The sequence below is a fragment of the Streptomyces sp. B1I3 genome (genome assembly GCF_030816615.1).
Taxonomy (GTDB): domain Bacteria; phylum Actinomycetota; class Actinomycetes; order Streptomycetales; family Streptomycetaceae; genus Streptomyces.
In genome coordinates this window covers 2,545,269-2,562,651 of the sequence record NZ_JAUSYD010000001.1, presented here as the reverse complement: position 1 = coordinate 2,562,651, position 17,383 = coordinate 2,545,269, and the positions used below count along the sequence as shown (strand labels likewise).

General features: G+C 71.1%; 13 protein-coding genes. 9 read left to right on the top strand and 4 right to left on the bottom strand.

What is annotated here, in order from left to right:
- Positions 1-93 precede the first annotated feature (93 nt).
- Together QFZ58_RS11580 and QFZ58_RS11575 are read right to left on the bottom strand one after the other, a co-directional pair.
- A complete protein-coding gene (locus QFZ58_RS11580) occupies positions 94-1,302 on the bottom strand; it encodes a sorbosone dehydrogenase family protein (RefSeq protein ID WP_307124842.1) in 1,209 nt (402 codons plus the stop codon).
- A gap of 102 nt (positions 1,303-1,404) precedes the next feature.
- The gene (locus QFZ58_RS11575; RefSeq protein WP_307124841.1) at positions 1,405-2,397 is read right to left on the bottom strand and encodes an aldo/keto reductase; all 993 of its coding nucleotides are present in this window, start codon (positions 2,395-2,397) and stop codon (positions 1,405-1,407) included.
- 96 nt (positions 2,398-2,493) lie between these two features.
- Between QFZ58_RS11575 and QFZ58_RS11570 the strand changes: the two genes are divergently transcribed.
- The 6 genes from QFZ58_RS11570 to serA all read left to right on the top strand — a co-directional run bounded on the left by QFZ58_RS11570 (position 2,494) and on the right by serA (position 12,250).
- Positions 2,494-3,444 (top strand): 2-hydroxyacid dehydrogenase, encoded by a 951-nt coding sequence (locus QFZ58_RS11570; protein ID WP_307124840.1) that lies wholly within the window; start codon positions 2,494-2,496, stop codon positions 3,442-3,444.
- Between the two features lie 331 nt (positions 3,445-3,775).
- Positions 3,776-6,628 (top strand): EAL domain-containing protein, encoded by a 2,853-nt coding sequence (locus QFZ58_RS11565; protein WP_307128828.1) that lies wholly within the window; start codon positions 3,776-3,778, stop codon positions 6,626-6,628.
- A 217-nt stretch (positions 6,629-6,845) separates the two neighbouring features.
- Positions 6,846-8,702: an acetolactate synthase large subunit gene (locus tag QFZ58_RS11560; protein WP_307124839.1), complete on the top strand. Its 1,857-nt coding sequence runs from the start codon at positions 6,846-6,848 to the stop codon at positions 8,700-8,702.
- Positions 8,703-8,724: 22 nt separating this feature from the next.
- Positions 8,725-9,252, top strand: coding sequence for an acetolactate synthase small subunit (ilvN, locus tag QFZ58_RS11555; RefSeq protein ID WP_104789338.1), 528 nt, complete (start codon positions 8,725-8,727; stop codon positions 9,250-9,252).
- Between the two features lie 105 nt (positions 9,253-9,357).
- Positions 9,358-10,359: a ketol-acid reductoisomerase gene (gene ilvC / locus QFZ58_RS11550; RefSeq protein WP_307124838.1), complete on the top strand. Its 1,002-nt coding sequence runs from the start codon at positions 9,358-9,360 to the stop codon at positions 10,357-10,359.
- Between the two features lie 298 nt (positions 10,360-10,657).
- The gene (serA, locus tag QFZ58_RS11545) at positions 10,658-12,250 is read left to right on the top strand and encodes a phosphoglycerate dehydrogenase (RefSeq protein WP_307124837.1); all 1,593 of its coding nucleotides are present in this window, start codon (positions 10,658-10,660) and stop codon (positions 12,248-12,250) included.
- Positions 12,251-12,337: 87 nt separating this feature from the next.
- Here serA and QFZ58_RS11540 read toward each other — a convergent pair whose 3' ends face one another.
- Together QFZ58_RS11540 and QFZ58_RS11535 are read right to left on the bottom strand one after the other, a co-directional pair.
- Positions 12,338-12,703, bottom strand: a complete 366-nt coding sequence (locus QFZ58_RS11540; RefSeq protein ID WP_307124836.1) for a hypothetical protein — start codon at positions 12,701-12,703, stop codon at positions 12,338-12,340.
- Between the two features lie 87 nt (positions 12,704-12,790).
- A complete protein-coding gene (locus QFZ58_RS11535) occupies positions 12,791-13,930 on the bottom strand; it encodes a CdaR family transcriptional regulator (protein ID WP_307124835.1) in 1,140 nt (379 codons plus the stop codon).
- Between the two features lie 181 nt (positions 13,931-14,111).
- Between QFZ58_RS11535 and QFZ58_RS11530 the strand changes: the two genes are divergently transcribed.
- The 3 genes from QFZ58_RS11530 (at position 14,112) to QFZ58_RS11520 (ending at position 17,380) form a co-directional block, all read left to right on the top strand.
- Positions 14,112-15,038, top strand: coding sequence for a proline dehydrogenase family protein (locus tag QFZ58_RS11530; protein WP_307124834.1), 927 nt, complete (start codon positions 14,112-14,114; stop codon positions 15,036-15,038).
- Between the two features lie 45 nt (positions 15,039-15,083).
- Positions 15,084-16,715, top strand: a complete 1,632-nt coding sequence (gene pruA, locus QFZ58_RS11525) for an L-glutamate gamma-semialdehyde dehydrogenase (protein ID WP_307124833.1) — start codon at positions 15,084-15,086, stop codon at positions 16,713-16,715.
- A gap of 119 nt (positions 16,716-16,834) precedes the next feature.
- Complete coding sequence (locus QFZ58_RS11520) at positions 16,835-17,380, top strand: GNAT family N-acetyltransferase (RefSeq protein WP_307124832.1); 546 nt, start codon at positions 16,835-16,837, stop codon at positions 17,378-17,380.
- Positions 17,381-17,383 lie beyond the last annotated feature (3 nt).

Sequence of the window (17,383 nt, the reverse complement as noted above, 5' to 3'; positions counted from 1 at the left end):
CCGGGCCGGGGCGGCCTCGGCGCGCCTCCAGCAGCCTCAACGCGTCTTCGACAGCCCGAGCACCGTCAGCAGCCCGACGCACCTTCGGAAGCCTCAACGCACCTTCAGCAGCAGAATCCGGTCGTCGCCCGTCTTCGGGGTGCCGCGGCCGTCCGTGTTGCCGGTGACAAGCCACAGCCGGTCGCCGCCCGCGGCGAGGACCGTGCGCAGCCTGCCGTACGTCCCCTCCAGGAACGCCTGGGGCGCCGCCAGAGGTTCCTTGTCCGTGCCCGACAGCGGAATCCGCCAGAGCCGCTCCCCGCGCAGCCCCGCCATCCAGATGGAGCCCTCGGCGTAGGCGATTCCGCTCGGGGACGCCTCGGACGTCTTCCACTGTGCTGCGGGGTCGACGAACGAGGCATCGTCCCCCTTGCCCTCGACGTCCGGCCAGCCGTAGTTGCCGCCCGGCTCGACGGCATTCAGCTCGTCCCAGGTGTCCTGGCCGAACTCGGAGGCCCAGAGGCGCTTCTGCCCGTCCCAGGCCAGCCCCTGCACGTTGCGGTGCCCGTACGTGTACACCACCGAGTCGGCTTCCGGGTTGCCGTGCACCGGCTCGCCGTCGGGTGTCATCCGCAGGATCTTGCCCGCCAGGGACTTCCTGTCCTGGGCGAGTCCCGTGTCTCCCGTCTCACCCGTGCCCGCGTACAGCATGCGGTCGGGACCGAACGCGATCCGCCCGCCGTTGTGGATGGTGCCCTTCGGGATGCCCCGCAGAATGGTGTCCGGAGCGCCGAGCTGCTGACCGGCCGGTTTCGCCTCGTCGTACTGCAGGCGGGCGATGCGGTTGTCCGACTCGGTGGTGAAGTAGACGTACACCTGGTGGTCCGCGCCGTACGCCGGGCCGACGGCCACGCCGAGCAACCCGCCCTCGCCGGCCGGTGCCACCCCGGGTACGGAACCCAGCACCGTCTTCTTCCCGGTCTCGCCGTCGATCCGGCTGACCGTCGCCTCGTCGCGCGAGGTCACCAGCAGGTCACCCCCGGGCAGCGCTGCCAGCCCCCACGGTGAGGCAAGGTCCTCCGTGAGGACCGACACCACGTCCACCGAGCCCTTGGCCGGCGGCCGGTCGGCCGGCGGGCTCGGCGAGGCGCTCACCGAGGGAGTCGCCGCGGCACTCGCCGGGGGCGGGGAGTGCCCTTCGCGGGGCCCCGGGCCACCGTCGGCCGAGCAGGCGGAGAGCAGCAGGGAGGCCGAGGCGAGCACGGCCACCACCCCCTTGCGCACCACAGGAGTTCGCACCGATCCGAACGCAGCACCGCGCACAGCAGAGATCCTTTCGACGGTAGCCCGACCACTGTTCTTACACTGCCGCTCCGCCCAGGGCCCCGGTCTTCGCCCATTGTCCCGCGGGCGTCGCGTCCGGGATCAGTCCCAGGACTCGCGGGCCCTCGGCAGCCCGGCGATCTCCGCCACGTCCCGGTCCGTGAGGACGAGCTCTGCCGCCCCGGCGTTCTCGACGGCCCACCGCTCCTGCTTCGCACCGGGCACGGGCACCACGTGGCGGCCCTGCCGCAGCACCCAGGCCAGCGCCACCTGAGCCGGGGTCGCGCCGTGCCGTTCCGCGATCCGCCGCAGGCCCGCCACCACCGGCTGGTTGGCGGCCATCATCTCCGCGGTGAAGCGCGGGTGCCTGGCGCGCGGGTCGTCCGGTTCGAATCCGTGCCCCGGCTTCAGCGTCCCCGTCAGGTACCCGCTCCCCAGTGGCATGGCGGCCAGCACCCCCACACCCCGGGCCGCACACCACGGCAGCAGGTCCTCCAGCGCATCGGGCGACCACACGGAGAGTTCGGCCTGCACGGCGCTGACGGGGAACACCTGCTGCACCCGCTCCAGTTGGCGCAGGGTGGTGTCGTGCGTCCTGGCCCCGGGCCTGCGTCCGGCGCGCGCGCCCACGGCACACAGGCCGAGGGCCCGCACCTTGCCCGCGGTGACCAGGTCCGCCATCGCACCCCAGGTCTCCTCCACCGGTACCTCGGGGTCGGCCCGGTGCAGTTGGTAGAGATCGATCACGTCGGTCTGCAGCCGCCGCAGCGAGGCGTCGCAGGCCCGGCGCACGTAACCGGGGCGCCCGTTGGCGACGACGTGCTGATCACCCACCAGCAGCCCGCACTTGGTGGACAGGAAGGCCTCGGACCGGCGTCCCTTGAGTGCGCGCCCGACCAGCAGCTCGTTGGTGAAGGGGCCGTACATGTCCGCCGTGTCGAGCAGCTGGACACCCGCGTCCAGCGCGGCGTGCACCGTCCGCAGCGAACGGTCACCACGCTGCTGCGACGTGCTGTAGGCCCAGTTCATCGGCATACAGCCCAGCCCGACCGCGCCGACGGCGAGCGCCGCCGCACCGATAGTCCTGCGCTCCAACTCCCCGAACCCTCCCTCGGCCCCATGATCACGGGACCACACCGCACCCCAAAAGTAACCTCTGCCGCCTCGCGCCCTTCGCATAGCCTCCTGACCATGACTTCGACACCTGCGAACGACGTGTGGCTGCCCATCGCGGCGGATGAGATCGACGGGCTCCCCGAGGGTCTCAACTACCGTTTCTGGGACGGCGGCCGGGACTACCCGGCGGACCCCGCGGACTGCGCCTTCTACGTCGTTCCCTACATGAAGGGCCCCGAGGTCGCGGTCCGCCCGCTCAAGGGCATGGACGCGGTCCGGGTCGTACAGACCCTCTCGGCGGGCATCGACCACGTGGAGCCCGGGCTGGGTCTGCTGCCCGCCGGTGTGAAGCTGTGCAATGCCAAGGGTGTGCACGAGGCGTCCACCGCCGAACTCGCCCTCGCGCTCGTGCTCGCCTCCCTGCGCGGCTTCCCCGGCTTCGCGGAAGGCCAGAGCAAGGAGGAGTGGCGGTCCGGCTTCTACCCCGCGCTCGCCGACAAGTCGGTGCTCGTCGTGGGCTACGGATCGATCGGTGCCGCCATCGAGGACCGGCTCGAACCCTTCGAGTGCGCGCGGGTGGTGCGCGTCGCGCGCTCGGCCCGGACCACCGGGCGCGGCCCCGTACACGCGCTCGAAGCGCTGCCCCGGCTGCTGCCCGAGGCGGACGTCGTGATTCTGTCCACCCCGCTGAACGCATCCACCCAAGGGCTGGTCGACGCCGGGTTCCTGGCCGCGATGCGGGACGGCGCGCTGCTCGTGAACGTGGCGCGGGGGCCCGTCGTGGACACCGCGGCCCTGCTGGCCGAACTGGAGTCCGGGCGGCTGCGGGCGGCGCTCGACGTCACCGACCCCGAACCCCTGCCCGCCGGCCACCCGCTCTGGCATGCTCCCCACGTCCTCATCACCCCGCACGTGGGCGGCAGCACCTCGGCGTTCCTCCCGCGGGCCAGGCGGCTGCTGGCCGCACAGCTGACCCGGTTCGCGGTGGGAGAGCCCCTCGACAACCTGGTCCTCACGACCGCCTGACCACGCTGCGGAACGATTCGGCCGCGCACAGTCGCGACAACACCTCGTTCGGTCACGCAGAGTAGAGGGACTATGTCCCTCTGTGACCGCTCTGGTGTATCGTCCACAAGGGGGTCGCGCCGCGGCAGGGACGGCGTCGGGAGCAAGCGGACGCGAGGGGGCGACGGGCGATGTTCAGCCGGCGGAGAGGCGATCGGACGCGGCGCGGCGAGCGGGAGCGGCCACAGGTGCCTACGGCACCGGGGCCCGCCCGGGGAGCTCTCCGGTGAGCGCCCTAGGGGCCCTGCTCTCCCGGCAGTCGGTCTCCGGACAGCCGGCGCCGGAACAGCCGGTGCCCGCGCAACCGGTCTCCGGGCAGCCCGCGGCCGGCCCGCGGGCGGCCGGGCAGCCGGACGCCGGACGCCGTGCGGGGCCGCGCTCCCAGCTCGTCCTCGCCTTCGTCTGCGCCGGATACGGCGTCGGGGCCGCCCTCGGCTGGGGATCCCCCGGACTCGCCTTGTTCATGGGCGACTTCGGCCTCAGCGCCGCAGCCCTGATCGCCGCTGTCTCGTGCTTCCTCCACGCCCGCGGGAGCGGCAACCGCTTCCGGCCCGCCTGGCTCCTGTTCTCGCTCTCCTCCGCCATGGCCGCCGGAGGCAACGCGGTCTGGGGGTGGTACGAGGTGGTGCTGGGGCGCTCCGTGCCCTCCCCGTCCGTCGCCGACGTGTTCTTCCTCTGCTTCGCGCCGCCGGCCATCGTCGGCCTCCTGGTCCTCGCCAGCCGCCCCGTGACCAGGGCCGGCTGGATCTGCCTGGCCCTGGACGCCTGGCTGATCGGCGGGTCCCTGCTCACGCTCTCCTGGAGCCTGGCGCTCGCCCACACCGCCCGGATCGCCAACGCCGGGGGCGAGAGCGTGGCCAGGGCCGCACTCTCGCTGGCCTACCCGCTTCTGGACATCGTGCTGGTCTCCATGGTGCTCGCACTGCACTTCCGGCGGGGCAACGTCGACCGCTCCGCGGTGAACGTGGCCATCGCCGGGCTCGCCCTGACCGTGGTGTGCGACGCCCTCTTCACCTCGCCGTTGCTGCGCTCCTCCTACCAGTCCGGCCAGTTGCTGGACGCGGGCTGGTTCACCGGCTCCCTGCTCCTCGCCTACGCGCCGTGGGGCGCGCGCCCCGTCCAGGACAACGCTGTCGCAACCAGCCGCGAAGCGCGGTCCGCCGGCCGCCCGATCGCAGGGTCCCTGGCCGCGCTCACGCCGTACCTCGCCGCGGCCGTGTGCACGCTCGGCATCCTGTACAACGTGGTCCAGGGGCACCGGGTGGACCGGTTCGTGGTCCTCACGGGGTGCGCGGTCGTGCTGGCACTGGTGGTCCGCCAGGCCATCATGCTCATCGACAACATCGCACTCACCCAGGAACTGGCCCAGAAGGAGAACCACTTCAGGTCCCTGGTCCAGGGCTCCAGCGACGTCATCATGATCGCCGCGCCCACCGGTGTGCTGCGCTACGTCAGCCCTGCGGCGGCCGGCGTCTACGGCCGGGAGGCCGAGGACCTCGTCGGCACGGAGCTCGCCTCGATCATCCACCCGGCGGACCTCGGGGGAGTCGTCCACGAGCTCCGGCGGTTCCTCGCGGCCCCGCCCCCGGACGAGCCCACCACCAGGATCGAGTGCCGCTTCAGATCGGGCACCGGCGACTGGCTCCACGTCGAGTCCACCGTCAACCGCCACCAGGGCGGCCTGCTGCTCAACAGCCGGGACGTGACCGAGCGGGTCAGGCTCCAGGCGCAGTTGCAGCACAACGCCGAGCACGACCCCCTCACCGACCTGCCCAACCGCGCCCTGTTCACCGCCCGGGTCGGCCAGGCGCTCGGCGGGCGGCGCGCCGGGGACCCGGGCACCGCGGTGCTCTTCATCGACCTGGACGGCTTCAAGGCGGTCAACGACTCCATCGGCCACCAGGCGGGTGACGAGCTCCTCGTCCAGGCCGCCCGTCGTCTCCAGGACTCCGTACGCGCCACGGACACCGCGGCCCGGCTCGGAGGGGACGAGTTCGCCGCGCTCATCGTCGGCGACGGCACCCGCGACCAGGCCGCCCGGGAGGACCAGGTCCACGAGATCGCCGACCGGCTGCGGCTCACGCTCTCCCGGCCGTACCGGATCGGCGACGGCGAGGTCCGGGTCGCCGCCTCCATCGGGGTCGCCTTCGCCGAGCCCTCCATCACGCCCAAGGACCTGATGCGCAACGCCGACCTCGCCATGTACCGCGCGAAGGCCGGCGGCAAGGACCGTGTCGAGTTGTACGCCCCGCAGATGCAGGCCGAGGTCGTCCGCCGTGCCTCGCTCGCGGCGCGACTGCGCACCGCCCTGCGCGACGGCGAGTTCGCCCTGCTGCACCAGCCCGTCGTCCACCTCGCCAGCGGCACGGTCGCCGCCGTCGCCGCACAGGCGCGCTGGCGCTCCGCCCAGGGCATCCTGTTCACCCCCGCCGAGTTCCTGCGGGTCGCCGAGGACGGCGACCGTGCCGCCGAGCTCGGCAGCTGGCTGCTGGAGGAGGCCGTGGAGCAGGCCGCCGACCGGGCCAGGTCCGGCCACCCGGTCCCCGTCTGCGTACGGGTGCCGGCCGGGCGGCTGCTGGACCGGACCCTGCCTTTCGGCTCGGTCGAGGCGCTGCTCACCCGGCACGGGCTGCCCTCCGGAGCGCTGATGCTCGAAGTGTCCGGCAGCGACCCGCGGATCTCGTTCGACGAGCTGGAACAGCGACTGGTCGCGCTGCGCAGGCTCGGGGTGCGGATCGCGCTGGACGGCTTCGGCAGCGGGTATGCCGCGATCAACGCCCTGCGGCGGCTCCCCATCGACGTGCTGAAGCTCGACCGGGGGCTGGTCGAGGGGGTGGTGGAGTCCGCGCGGCTCCACAAGATCACCGGTGGGCTGCTGCGCATCGCCGGCGACCTCGGTGTCCAGTCCATGGCCGATGGAGTCGACATGCCCGAACAGGTGCGCGTACTGCGCACCATGGGGTGTACGCACGGCCAGGGCATGGCGTTCGCCGGCCCGCTGGACGAGTACCGGCTGCGACGCACCCTGATCAGGGGGAAGTACCCGGTGCCGGGCAGCGCTCCGGCTGTCCGGCCGGTGCTGGCCGGCGGTCCGCTGCCACTCCAGAGCCGCTCACATGCTGAGACGCCCGTCCCACCCACTTGACACCGTATGCGTGCCGGAGAGAGGGTCAATGCCATGCGCACCCGAATTCTCGTACTTGGAAAGCGCGTCGGCTGAAGCAGGGTCACTCATGGACACCCCGCAGACCGCACCGGCGCGCTCCCCTCGCTTGCCTCACGGCACGGGGGGTTTTTTGTTGCACCGGTACCTCTCAAAACCCCACATATACGCTGCATAAACCCTCAGCTTCGAGAAGAGAATGCCGATGACCGAGCAGGCCACCGGGGCCCACCATCCCCAGCCGCGGGCCCGTAACGGCGGACCGTCCTCCGCCACCGTTGAGCACCTCACGGGCGCGCAGTCCCTCATCCGCTCTCTCGAGGAAGTCGGCGCCGACACCGTATTCGGGCTCCCCGGCGGCTGCATCCTTCCGGCGTACGACCCGCTGATGGACTCCACCCGGGTCCGCCACATCCTGGTCCGCCACGAGCAGGGTGCCGGTCACGCGGCCACCGGTTACGCGCAGGCCACCGGCAAGGTCGGTGTCTGCATGGTCACCTCGGGTCCCGGTGCGACCAACCTGGTCACCCCGATCGCCGACGCGGCCATGGACTCGGTGCCCCTGGTCGCGATCACCGGCCAGGTGGCCTCCGCGGCCATCGGCACGGACGCCTTCCAGGAAGCCGACATCTGCGGCATCACGATGCCGATCACGAAGCACAACTTCCTGGTCACCCGCGCCGAGGACATCGCGCACACGATCGCCGAGGCCTTCCACATCGCCTCCACCGGCCGCCCGGGACCGGTCCTCGTCGACATCGCCAAGGACGCGCTGCAGGCGAAGACGACCTTCAGCTGGCCGCCGTCCATGGACCTGCCCGGCTACCGCCCGGTCACCAAGCCGCACGCGAAGCAGATCCGCGAGGCCGCCAAGCTCGTCACGCAGGCCAAGCGCCCCGTGCTCTACGTCGGTGGCGGCGTCATGAAGGCCGGTGCCACCGCCGAGCTGAAGGTCCTGGCAGAGCTCACCGGAGCGCCCGTCACCACCACGCTGATGGCGCTCGGCTCCTTCCCCGACAGCCACCCGCTGCACGTGGGAATGCCCGGCATGCACGGATCGGTCACCGCCGTCACCGCGCTGCAGAAGGCCGACCTGATCGTCGCGCTCGGGGCCAGGTTCGACGACCGGGTCACCGGCAAGCTGGACAGCTTCGCCCCGTACGCCAAGATCGTCCACGCGGACATCGACCCGGCCGAGATCGGCAAGAACCGCGCCGCCGACGTCCCGATCGTCGGTGACGCCCGCGAGGTCATCGCCGACCTCGTCCAGGCCGTCCAGGCCGAGCACACCGAGGGCAACACCGGCGACTACAGCGCCTGGTGGAAGGACCTCAACCGCTGGCGCGAGACCTACCCGGTCGGCTACGACCTGCCGGACGACGGCAGTCTCTCGCCGCAGCAGGTCATCCAGCGCATCGGCGAACTCGCCCCCGAGGGGACGATCTTCGCGGCGGGTGTCGGCCAGCACCAGATGTGGGCCTCCCACTTCATCAACTACGAGCAGCCCGCCACCTGGCTGAACTCCGGCGGCGCCGGGACCATGGGGTACGCGGTTCCGGCCGCGATGGGCGCCAAGGCCGGCATGCCGGACCGCGCCGTCTGGGCGATCGACGGCGACGGCTGCTTCCAGATGACCAACCAGGAACTCACCACCTGCGCGCTCAACAACATCCCGATCAAGGTCGCCATCATCAACAACGGCGCGCTCGGGATGGTCCGCCAGTGGCAGACCCTGTTCTACAACCAGCGGTACTCCAACACCGTCCTGCACTCGGGCCCGGACGCGGACGGCAACGCCGCCAAGGGCACCCGCGTCCCGGACTTCGTCAAGCTGTCCGAGGCCATGGGCTGCTACGCGATCCGCTGCGAGGACCCGGCCGACCTGGACAAGGTCATCGCCGAGGCCAACGCGATCAACGACCGCCCGGTCGTCATCGACTTCATCGTCCACGAGGACGCCATGGTGTGGCCGATGGTCGCCGCAGGCACCTCCAACGACGAGGTCATGGCAGCCCGCGGTGTCCGCCCCGACTTCGGCGACAACGAAGACGACTGAGAGACAGAGAGAGACCGACTCCATGTCCACCAAGCACACGCTCTCCGTCCTGGTCGAGAACAAGCCGGGCGTCCTCGCCCGGATCACGGCCCTGTTCTCCCGCCGCGGCTTCAACATCGACTCGCTCGCGGTCGGCACCACCGAACACCCCGACATCTCGCGCATCACCATCGTCGTGAATGTCGAGGGCCTGCCCCTGGAACAGGTGACCAAGCAGCTCAACAAGCTGGTCAACGTCCTGAAGATCGTCGAACTCGAGCCCTCCGCCGCGATCCAGCGGGAGCTCGTCCTGGTCAAGGTCCGCGCCGACAACGAGACCCGCTCCCAGATCGTCGAGATCGTCCAGCTGTTCCGCGCCAAGACCGTGGACGTCTCCCCCGAGGCCGTCACGATCGAGGCGACCGGGGGCGCCGACAAGCTGGAGGCCATGCTCAAGATGCTGGAGCAGTTCGGCATCAAGGAGCTCGTCCAGTCCGGCACCATCGCCATAGGGCGCGGCGCGCGCTCGATCACCGACCGTTCCCTGCGCGCACTCGACCGCACGGCGTAAGCATTCCGGGCAGCCCCGCCGCTCGCATGGCGAGACCCGGCAACGTATCCGAAGCACCCCGCCGTACGGTGGGACGCAACACCTGCACACCAAGGAGAAGACCCAGTGGCCGAGCTGTTCTACGACGACGATGCCGATCTGTCCATCATCCAGGGCCGGAAGGTCGCGGTCCTCGGATACGGCAGCCAGGGCCACGCCCACGCGCTGTCGCTGCGTGACTCGGGTGTCGACGTCCGTGTCGGTCTGCACGAGGGTTCGAAGTCCAAGGCCAAGGCCGAGGAGCAGGGCCTGCGCGTGGTGACCCCGGCCGAGGCCTCCGCCGAGGCCGACGTCATCATGATCCTCGTTCCGGACCCGATCCAGGCCCAGGTCTACGAGGAGTCCGTCAAGGACAACCTCAAGGACGGGGACGCGCTGTTCTTCGGTCACGGCCTGAACATCCGCTTCGACTTCATCAAGCCCCCGGCCAACGTCGACGTCTGCATGGTCGCCCCCAAGGGCCCGGGCCACCTGGTCCGCCGCCAGTACGAGGAGGGCCGCGGCGTCCCGTGCATCGTGGCCGTCGAGCAGGACGCCACCGGCAAGGGCCTGGCGCTCGCCCTCTCCTACGCGAAGGGCATCGGCGGGACCCGCGCCGGCGTCATCAAGACGACCTTCACCGAGGAGACCGAGACCGACCTGTTCGGTGAGCAGGCCGTCCTCTGCGGTGGCACCGCCGCCCTGGTCAAGGCCGGTTTCGAGACCCTGACCGAGGCCGGCTACCAGCCGGAGATCGCGTACTTCGAGTGCCTGCACGAGCTGAAGCTCATCGTGGACCTCATGTACGAGGGCGGCCTGGAGAAGATGCGCTGGTCCATCTCGGAGACCGCCGAGTGGGGCGACTACGTCACCGGCCCGCGCATCATCACGGACGCCACCAAGGCCGAGATGAAGAAGGTCCTCACCGAGATCCAGGACGGCACCTTCGCCAAGGCGTGGATGGCCGAGTACCACAACGGCCTCCCCAAGTACAACGAGTACAAGAAGGCCGACAGCGACCACCTGCTGGAGACCACCGGCAAGGAGCTGCGCAAGCTCATGAGCTGGGTCGACAACGAGGAAGCCTGAGTTCTCGCCGGGGGCGGGCCCGCACGCGGGTCCGCCCTCGGCGCAAGGCCGGCCTCACACCCCGTGTCACTGCGGGGAGAGGTGGTGGCAGGGAACGGCTCCGTACGTCTGTACAGACCGTCCACCCCGTGCGGGTGATCCTTCCACCGGGGCGCAGAATGTGTCCGGCCGCATGACTACACTTCTCAACACATACACGCGTCAGGGCCCACAGTGTCGTGCGTCTTCCACGCGGCTAGCCCCTCCACCGCCTGCGGCCGTCGGGACGGCCGTCCGCACTGGACTTGTGAGGACACACGTGAGCTCGAAACCTGTCGTACTCATTGCTGAAGAGCTGTCGCCCGCCACGGTCGACGCTCTGGGTCCGGATTTCGAGATCCGGCACTGCAACGGCGCGGACCGCGCCGAACTGCTCCCCGCGATCGCCGACGTCGACGCCATCCTGGTGCGCTCCGCCACCAAGGTCGACGCCGAGGCCATCGCCGCCGCGAAGAAGCTCAGGGTGGTCGCCCGTGCCGGCGTCGGTCTGGACAACGTCGACGTCTCCTCGGCCACCAAGGCCGGTGTGATGGTCGTCAACGCGCCGACGTCGAACATCGTCACCGCGGCCGAGCTGGCCTGCGGCCTGCTCGTCGCCACCGCGCGCAACATCCCGCAGGCCAACACCGCTCTGAAGAACGGCGAGTGGAAGCGTTCGAAGTACACGGGTGTCGAGCTCAGCGAGAAGGTCCTCGGTGTCGTCGGCCTCGGCCGCATCGGCGTGCTGGTCGCGCAGCGCATGTCGGCCTTCGGCATGAAGATCGTCGCGTACGACCCCTATGTGCAGCCCGCGCGCGCCGCGCAGATGGGCGTCAAGCTCCTCACGCTGGACGAGCTGCTCGAGGTCTCCGACTTCATCACGGTGCACCTGCCCAAGACCCCCGAGACGCTCGGCCTGATCGGCGACGAGGCGCTGCACAAGGTGAAGCCCTCGGTGCGCATCGTCAACGCGGCCCGCGGCGGCATCGTCGACGAGGATGCGCTCGCCTCCGCACTCAAGGAGGGCCGGGTCGCCGGCGCCGGTCTGGACGTGTACACGAAGGAGCCCTGCACGGACTCCCCGCTGTTCCAGTTCGACCAGGTCGTCTGCACGCCGCACCTCGGCGCCTCCACCGACGAGGCGCAGGAGAAGGCCGGCATCGCCGTCGCCAAGTCGGTCCGTCTCGCCCTCGCCGGTGAGCTCGTGCCCGACGCGGTCAACGTCCAGGGCGGTGTCATCGCCGAGGACGTGCGTCCCGGGCTGCCGCTCGCCGAGAAGCTCGGCCGGATCTTCACCGCGCTCGCGGGCGAGGTCGCTGCCCGCCTCGACGTCGAGGTCTACGGCGAGATCACCCAGCACGACGTGAAGGTGCTGGAACTCTCCGCGCTCAAGGGTGTGTTCGAGGACGTCGTCGACGAGACCGTCAGCTACGTCAACGCCCCGCTCTTCGCCCAGGAGCGTGGTGTGGAGGTCCGCCTGACCACCAGCTCCGAGTCGCCGGACCACCGCAACGTGGTCACCGTCCGCGGCACCCTGGCGAACGGCGAGGAGGTCGCGGTGTCCGGCACGCTGGCCGGCCCGAAGCACCTGAGGAAGATCGTCGCCATCGGCGAGCACGACGTGGATCTGGCGCTCGCCGACCACATGGTCGTCCTGCGGTACGAGGACCGTCCCGGCGTCGTCGGCGCGGTCGGCAAGATCCTCGGCGAGGCCGGCCTGAACATCGCCGGCATGCAGGTCTCCCGGCAGGACGCCGGTGGTGAGGCGCTCGTCGTCCTCACCGTCGACGACACCGTGCCCCAGTCGGTCCTGACCGAGATCGCCGAGGAGATCGGCGCCACCTCGGCCCGTTCGGTGAACCTCACCGACTGATCCACCGCTCCGTGCTGACACCGCACCCGGCGGGCAGGGAAACCCCTGCCCGCCGGGTGCGGCCATATGCCGGGCGTCTTGGTCGTGTCAGCCGCTGACGTTTCCCGTGCACAGCATGACGAAGAACACGACCCAGCCCAACGCGGTGATCAGCGACGGGAATCCCGCGGCGCACGCGCAGCCGGCCAGGACGAGGTCCCCCCGCCGGCGCCTGCGGTCCGCGGTCCGGGGGAGGAACCAGCTCGGTGCGATCAGCGCGTACGCGAGCACCAGGCAGCCGGCCAGCAGGAACGGCCGGCCGGCGAACAGATGGTCCGCCCGCGTCACCACGACCGCGAGAACGGGTGCCAGCGCCGTCCCGGCCAGCGGCAGGACCCACCACCGAGGGTCGGGCTCCGGGCGGGCGTGGGTGGTGACGGGGCGGGGGGCGTACGTCCGAACGCTGTTGCTCATGCACCCAGTTCACCGTCCGCACGGGACTGCGCCCTCCGCCGCCGTACTCAGGCCCGGCCCGTCGCGTACTCATCCGGGGGAAGGGCATCAGAGCCGGGCCGACTTCAGCGCCATGTGCAGCAGCAGCCTGTCCTCGCCGTCGTTGAGGTCGAGACCGGTGAGCTGCTGGACCCGGGCGAGCCGGTAGTACAACGTCTGCCGGTGGATGCCCAGTTCCGCGGCCGTGCGGCTCGCCTGGCCCGCGCGGTCGAGGAACGCCTCGGCGGTACGGGCCAGTTCCGCGTGCGGCGGGGCCAACAGGGCACGCACGGAAGGGTCGGGCACGGCGCCCGGGGTCCGGGGCAGTCCGGTCAGCAGCCGGTACGGGCCGATGGCCGACCAGTCGGCGACCGGGCCGAGGCGGGTCTCCGCCGAGGCGGCGCGGGCGGCGGACAGGGCTTCGTGCCAGGAGTCGGCCAGCTCCGCCAGTCCCCGGCGGGCCGCCGCCACCCCGCCGGTGGCGTCCGGGCCGGCGGCGGCGCGCAACCGCTCCGCCGCTGTCGTCGCGGGGTCCAGGGAGTCGGGGGCGCGCAGCCGGATCAGCGCGGCCAGGGACCGGGGGCCCGCCCCCGCGACCGGGGCGAGGGCCGCCGCCGACGGCACCGTGCGCACCGACGGGAGCTCGTCCGGCCACGGGGTCACGCACACCACGGTGTGCAGCCCGTCCGCGTCCGCCCCGAGTGCCTCGCGCAGGGCGGCCAGCGCCGTCTCCCGCTGCCGGCCCCGCCCCGCGGTGAGCGCCGAACCGAACTCGCGGGACAGGTCCGCGCCCGCCCGGGTCTCGTCGAAGAGCAGCGCCCCGATACGGGCGGCCACGTCCATCGCCGCCGCGAGCCGCTCGTCGGTCGGTCCGGGGTGCGCGTCGAGGAGCCACACGTAGCCCAGGACGACACTCCGATGGCGTACCGGGAGGCAGATCCGGTCCCGGTACACGCCCGCCTCCGGGGCGGCCGGAATGCGGACCGGTCCGGTCGCGCGGGTGATGCCGAAGCCCTCGAACCAGGCTCGGACCGCCGGGGTGGAGCGCCGGGTGAGGATCGAGCGGGTGCGGACGGGGTCCATGGCCGTGTCGTCGTCGCTGTCGTGGGCCCCGAAGGCGACCAGGCCGAAATCGCGGTTCTCGAGCGTGGCCGGGGCGCCGAGCAGCGCGGAGATCTCGTCCACCAGCTCCTGGTAATCGCCCTTCACCCGGCCATTCTCGCACCCCTTCAGACATATGTCTGAGGTGGCGGCCACAGATGCGTGACAGGTGTCGATGGCACGGGACCGGGACGATCCCTAGATTTCACAGTGGTTCTCCGTGCCGTCCCGGTCCGTTCACACACCTTCCGGTTCGGCCCTCGTCCGTACTCATCCGTGGAGGTGCCCCGTGCTGGGTCCCGTGATTCTCGCCGCGTCCCGCAGCGACAAGATGCGTCGTTTCATCTCGGCCGCCCCGGGCACCAAGCAGGTCGTCGGCCGGTTCATCGCCGGCGAGACGGTCGACCAGGTCGTCCCTGTCATCCAGGACTCGGCCGCCAAGGGCCTCGAGGTCACCCTGGACGTCGTGGGTGAGGACATCACCACCCCCGAGCAGGCCGCCGCCGCGCGCGATGCCTACCTGGAGCTCATCGGCCGCCTGAAGGAGCTCGGCCTCGGCACCCGGGCGGAGATGTCGGTCAAGCTGTCGATGTTCGGCCAGTCGCTGGAGGGCGGCCACGAGCTCGCCCTCGCCAACATCCGGCCCGTCGTCGAGGCCGCCGCCGCGATCGGCACCACGGTCACGCTGGACGCGGAGGACCACACCACCCTCGACTCGATGTTCGCCATCCACGAGGAGCTGCGGAAGGACCACCCGCAGACCGGCTGCGTCATCCAGTCCTACCTGTTCCGCACCGAGGACGACGCCCGCCGCCTCGCCGCCGCCGGCAGCCGGGTCCGTCTGGTGAAGGGCGCGTACAAGGAGCCCGCCTCCGTCGCGTACCAGGACAAGGCGGAGATCGACAAGGCGTACGTGCGCATCCTGAAGACGCTCATGCTGGGCGAGGGCTACCCGATGATCGGCTCCCACGACCCGCGGCTCATCGCCATCGGGCAGGAGCTCGCCCGCCAGGCAGGGCGCAAACTGGATGAGTACGAGTTCCAGATGCTGTACGGCATCCGCAGCGACGAGCACGTCCGGCTCGCGGCCGAGGGCCACCGGATGCGCGTCTACACGGCATACGGCACCGACTGGTACGGCTATTTCATGCGCCGCCTCGCGGAGAAGCCGGCCAACCTGCTCTTCTTCGCCCGCTCCGTCGTCACCAAGGGCTGACCTTTCCGGCCGACCACCCACCTCAACCAAGGAGACAAGGCACTCATGGATGCTGTCACCCAGGTCCCCGCGCCGGTCAACGAGCCGGTCCACAGCTACGCCCCCGGCAGCCCGGAGCGGGCACGACTCGAGGCGAAGCTCAAGGAGCTCGCCGAGAACCCCATCGACCTGCCGATGACGATCGGCGGCGAGAAGCGCATGGGCGGCGGCGAGCGCGTCGACGTCGTGCAGCCGCACAACCACCGGGCCGTGATCGGCACCTTCGCCGGCGCCACGGAGGAGGACGCCCAGGACGCCGTCGACGCGGCCCTCGCCGCCGCTCCGGCCTGGCGGGCCATGTCGTTCGACGACCGCGCCGCGATCATCCTGCGCGCCGCCGAGCTGCTCTCCGGCCCCTGGCGCGAGACGCTCGCGGCCTCCACGATGCTCGGGCAGGGCAAGACCGCCCAGCAGGCCGAGATCGACTGCCCGTGCGAGCTCGTCGACTTCTGGCGCTTCAACGTGCACTACGCGCGCCAGATCCTCGCCGAGCAGCCCCCGGCCAACTCCGCCGGTGTGTGGAACCGCATGGACCACCGCCCGCTCGAGGGTTTCGTCTACGCGATCACGCCGTTCAACTTCTCGGCCATCGCCGCGAACCTGCCCACCGCACCCGCCCTCATGGGCAACGTCGTGGTGTGGAAGCCGTCCCCGACGCAGACCCACGCCGCAGTGCTGCTGATGCAGCTCCTCGAGGAGGCCGGGCTGCCCAAGGGCGTCATCAACCTGGTCACCGGCGACGGCATCGCCGTCTCCGACGTGGTGCTGAACCACCGCGACCTGGCGGGCATCCACTTCACCGGCTCGACGCCCACCTTCCAGCACCTGTGGAAGACCGTCGGCAACAACATCGCCAACTACCGCACCTACCCGCGGCTGGTCGGCGAGACCGGTGGCAAGGACTTCGTCGTCGCGCACCCGAGCGCCGACCGTGCCGTCCTGAAGACGGCGCTGACCCGCGGCTCGTTCGAGTACCAGGGCCAGAAGTGCTCCGCCTCCTCCCGCGCGTACATTCCGGCGTCCATCTGGAACTCCGGCTTCAAGGAGGAGTTCACGGCCGAGGTCGACTCCATCACCATGGGTGACGTCACCGACCTGTCGAACTTCATGGGCGCCGTCATCGACGCGCGTTCGTTCGCGAAGAACAAGGCCGCCATCGACCGCGCCGCGGCCGACCCGTCCTGCACGATCGTCGCGGGCGGGACGTACGACGACTCCGTCGGCTACTTCGTCCGCCCCACGGTCATCGTGTGCGACGACCCGGCCAACGAGGTCTTCACGACCGAGTACTTCGGCCCGATCCTCGCCGTCCACGTCTACGAGGACGAGAAGTACGACGGCATGCTGGAGCAGATGGAGTCGGTCTCCGACTACGCGCTGACCGGTGCGGTCATCTCCAACGACCGCGCGGCGGCCGCGTACACGATGGACAAGCTCCGCTACGCCGCGGGCAACTTCTACATCAACGACAAGTCGACCGGCGCCGTCGTCGGCCAGCAGCCCTTCGGCGGCGGCCGTGCCTCCGGCACCAACGACAAGGCGGGCGCCCCGCAGAACCTGCAGCGCTGGACGCTGACCCGCGCCATCAAGGAGACGCTGGTCCCGCCGACCGAGTACACCTACCCCCACCAGGGCTGACGCCCCCGGGGTGCCGCTGCCGGCGCCCCGCCCCCGACTCCGCCCCCCGACCGGCTCCCCCCGCCGGCCGGGGGGCGGTTTCCATCTCCGGGGCCGGCCGCGTGCGGCAGGCTGGGGACATGACCGAGCCGCTCGTGCGCAGCGCCCACACCTATGAGCTGGCCCCCGCGGACCTGGCCGGGATCCGCGCCTTCCTGGACACCGCGTTCGACGGGGACTTCTCCGACGACGACTGGGACCACACCCTGGGCGGCGTCCACGCCTGCGTGGCCGACGGCAGCGGGCTCCTCGCGCACGGCAGCGTGATCCAGCGCCGCGTGATCCACGACCGCCGCTCGTACCGGATCGGCTACGTGGAAGCCGTCGCCGTCCGCGCCGACCGGCGCCGCGAGGGGCTCGGTAGCCGTGTGATGGACGCACTCGAGCGGGTTCTCGACGGCGCCTACGCCTTCGGGGCGCTGTCCGCTTCCGCCTCCGGGGCCCTGTTCCACGCGGCGCGCGGCTGGCAGGCCTGGCCCGGCCGGATCGCCGTGCTCGGGCCGGACGGGACCGTGCCGTTGCCCGGGGAGGAGGGCAGTACGTACGTGCGGCCGGTCCCCGGGCGGCCGTCGCCCTCGCCGTCCCACCGGTTGCTCTTCGACTGGCGCGAGGGCGACGTGCTCTGACCG

Coding starts and splice junctions, on each gene's coding strand:
- QFZ58_RS11540 (WP_307124836.1), bottom strand. CDS start 12,703: ATGAGCAACAGCGTTCGGACGTACGCCCCCCGCCCCGTCACCACCCAC.
- QFZ58_RS11570 (WP_307124840.1), top strand. CDS start 2,494: ATGACTTCGACACCTGCGAACGACGTGTGGCTGCCCATCGCGGCGGAT.
- ilvN (WP_104789338.1), top strand. CDS start 8,725: ATGTCCACCAAGCACACGCTCTCCGTCCTGGTCGAGAACAAGCCGGGC.
- pruA (WP_307124833.1), top strand. CDS start 15,084: ATGGATGCTGTCACCCAGGTCCCCGCGCCGGTCAACGAGCCGGTCCAC.
- QFZ58_RS11560 (WP_307124839.1), top strand. CDS start 6,846: ATGCCGATGACCGAGCAGGCCACCGGGGCCCACCATCCCCAGCCGCGG.
- QFZ58_RS11520 (WP_307124832.1), top strand. CDS start 16,835: ATGACCGAGCCGCTCGTGCGCAGCGCCCACACCTATGAGCTGGCCCCC.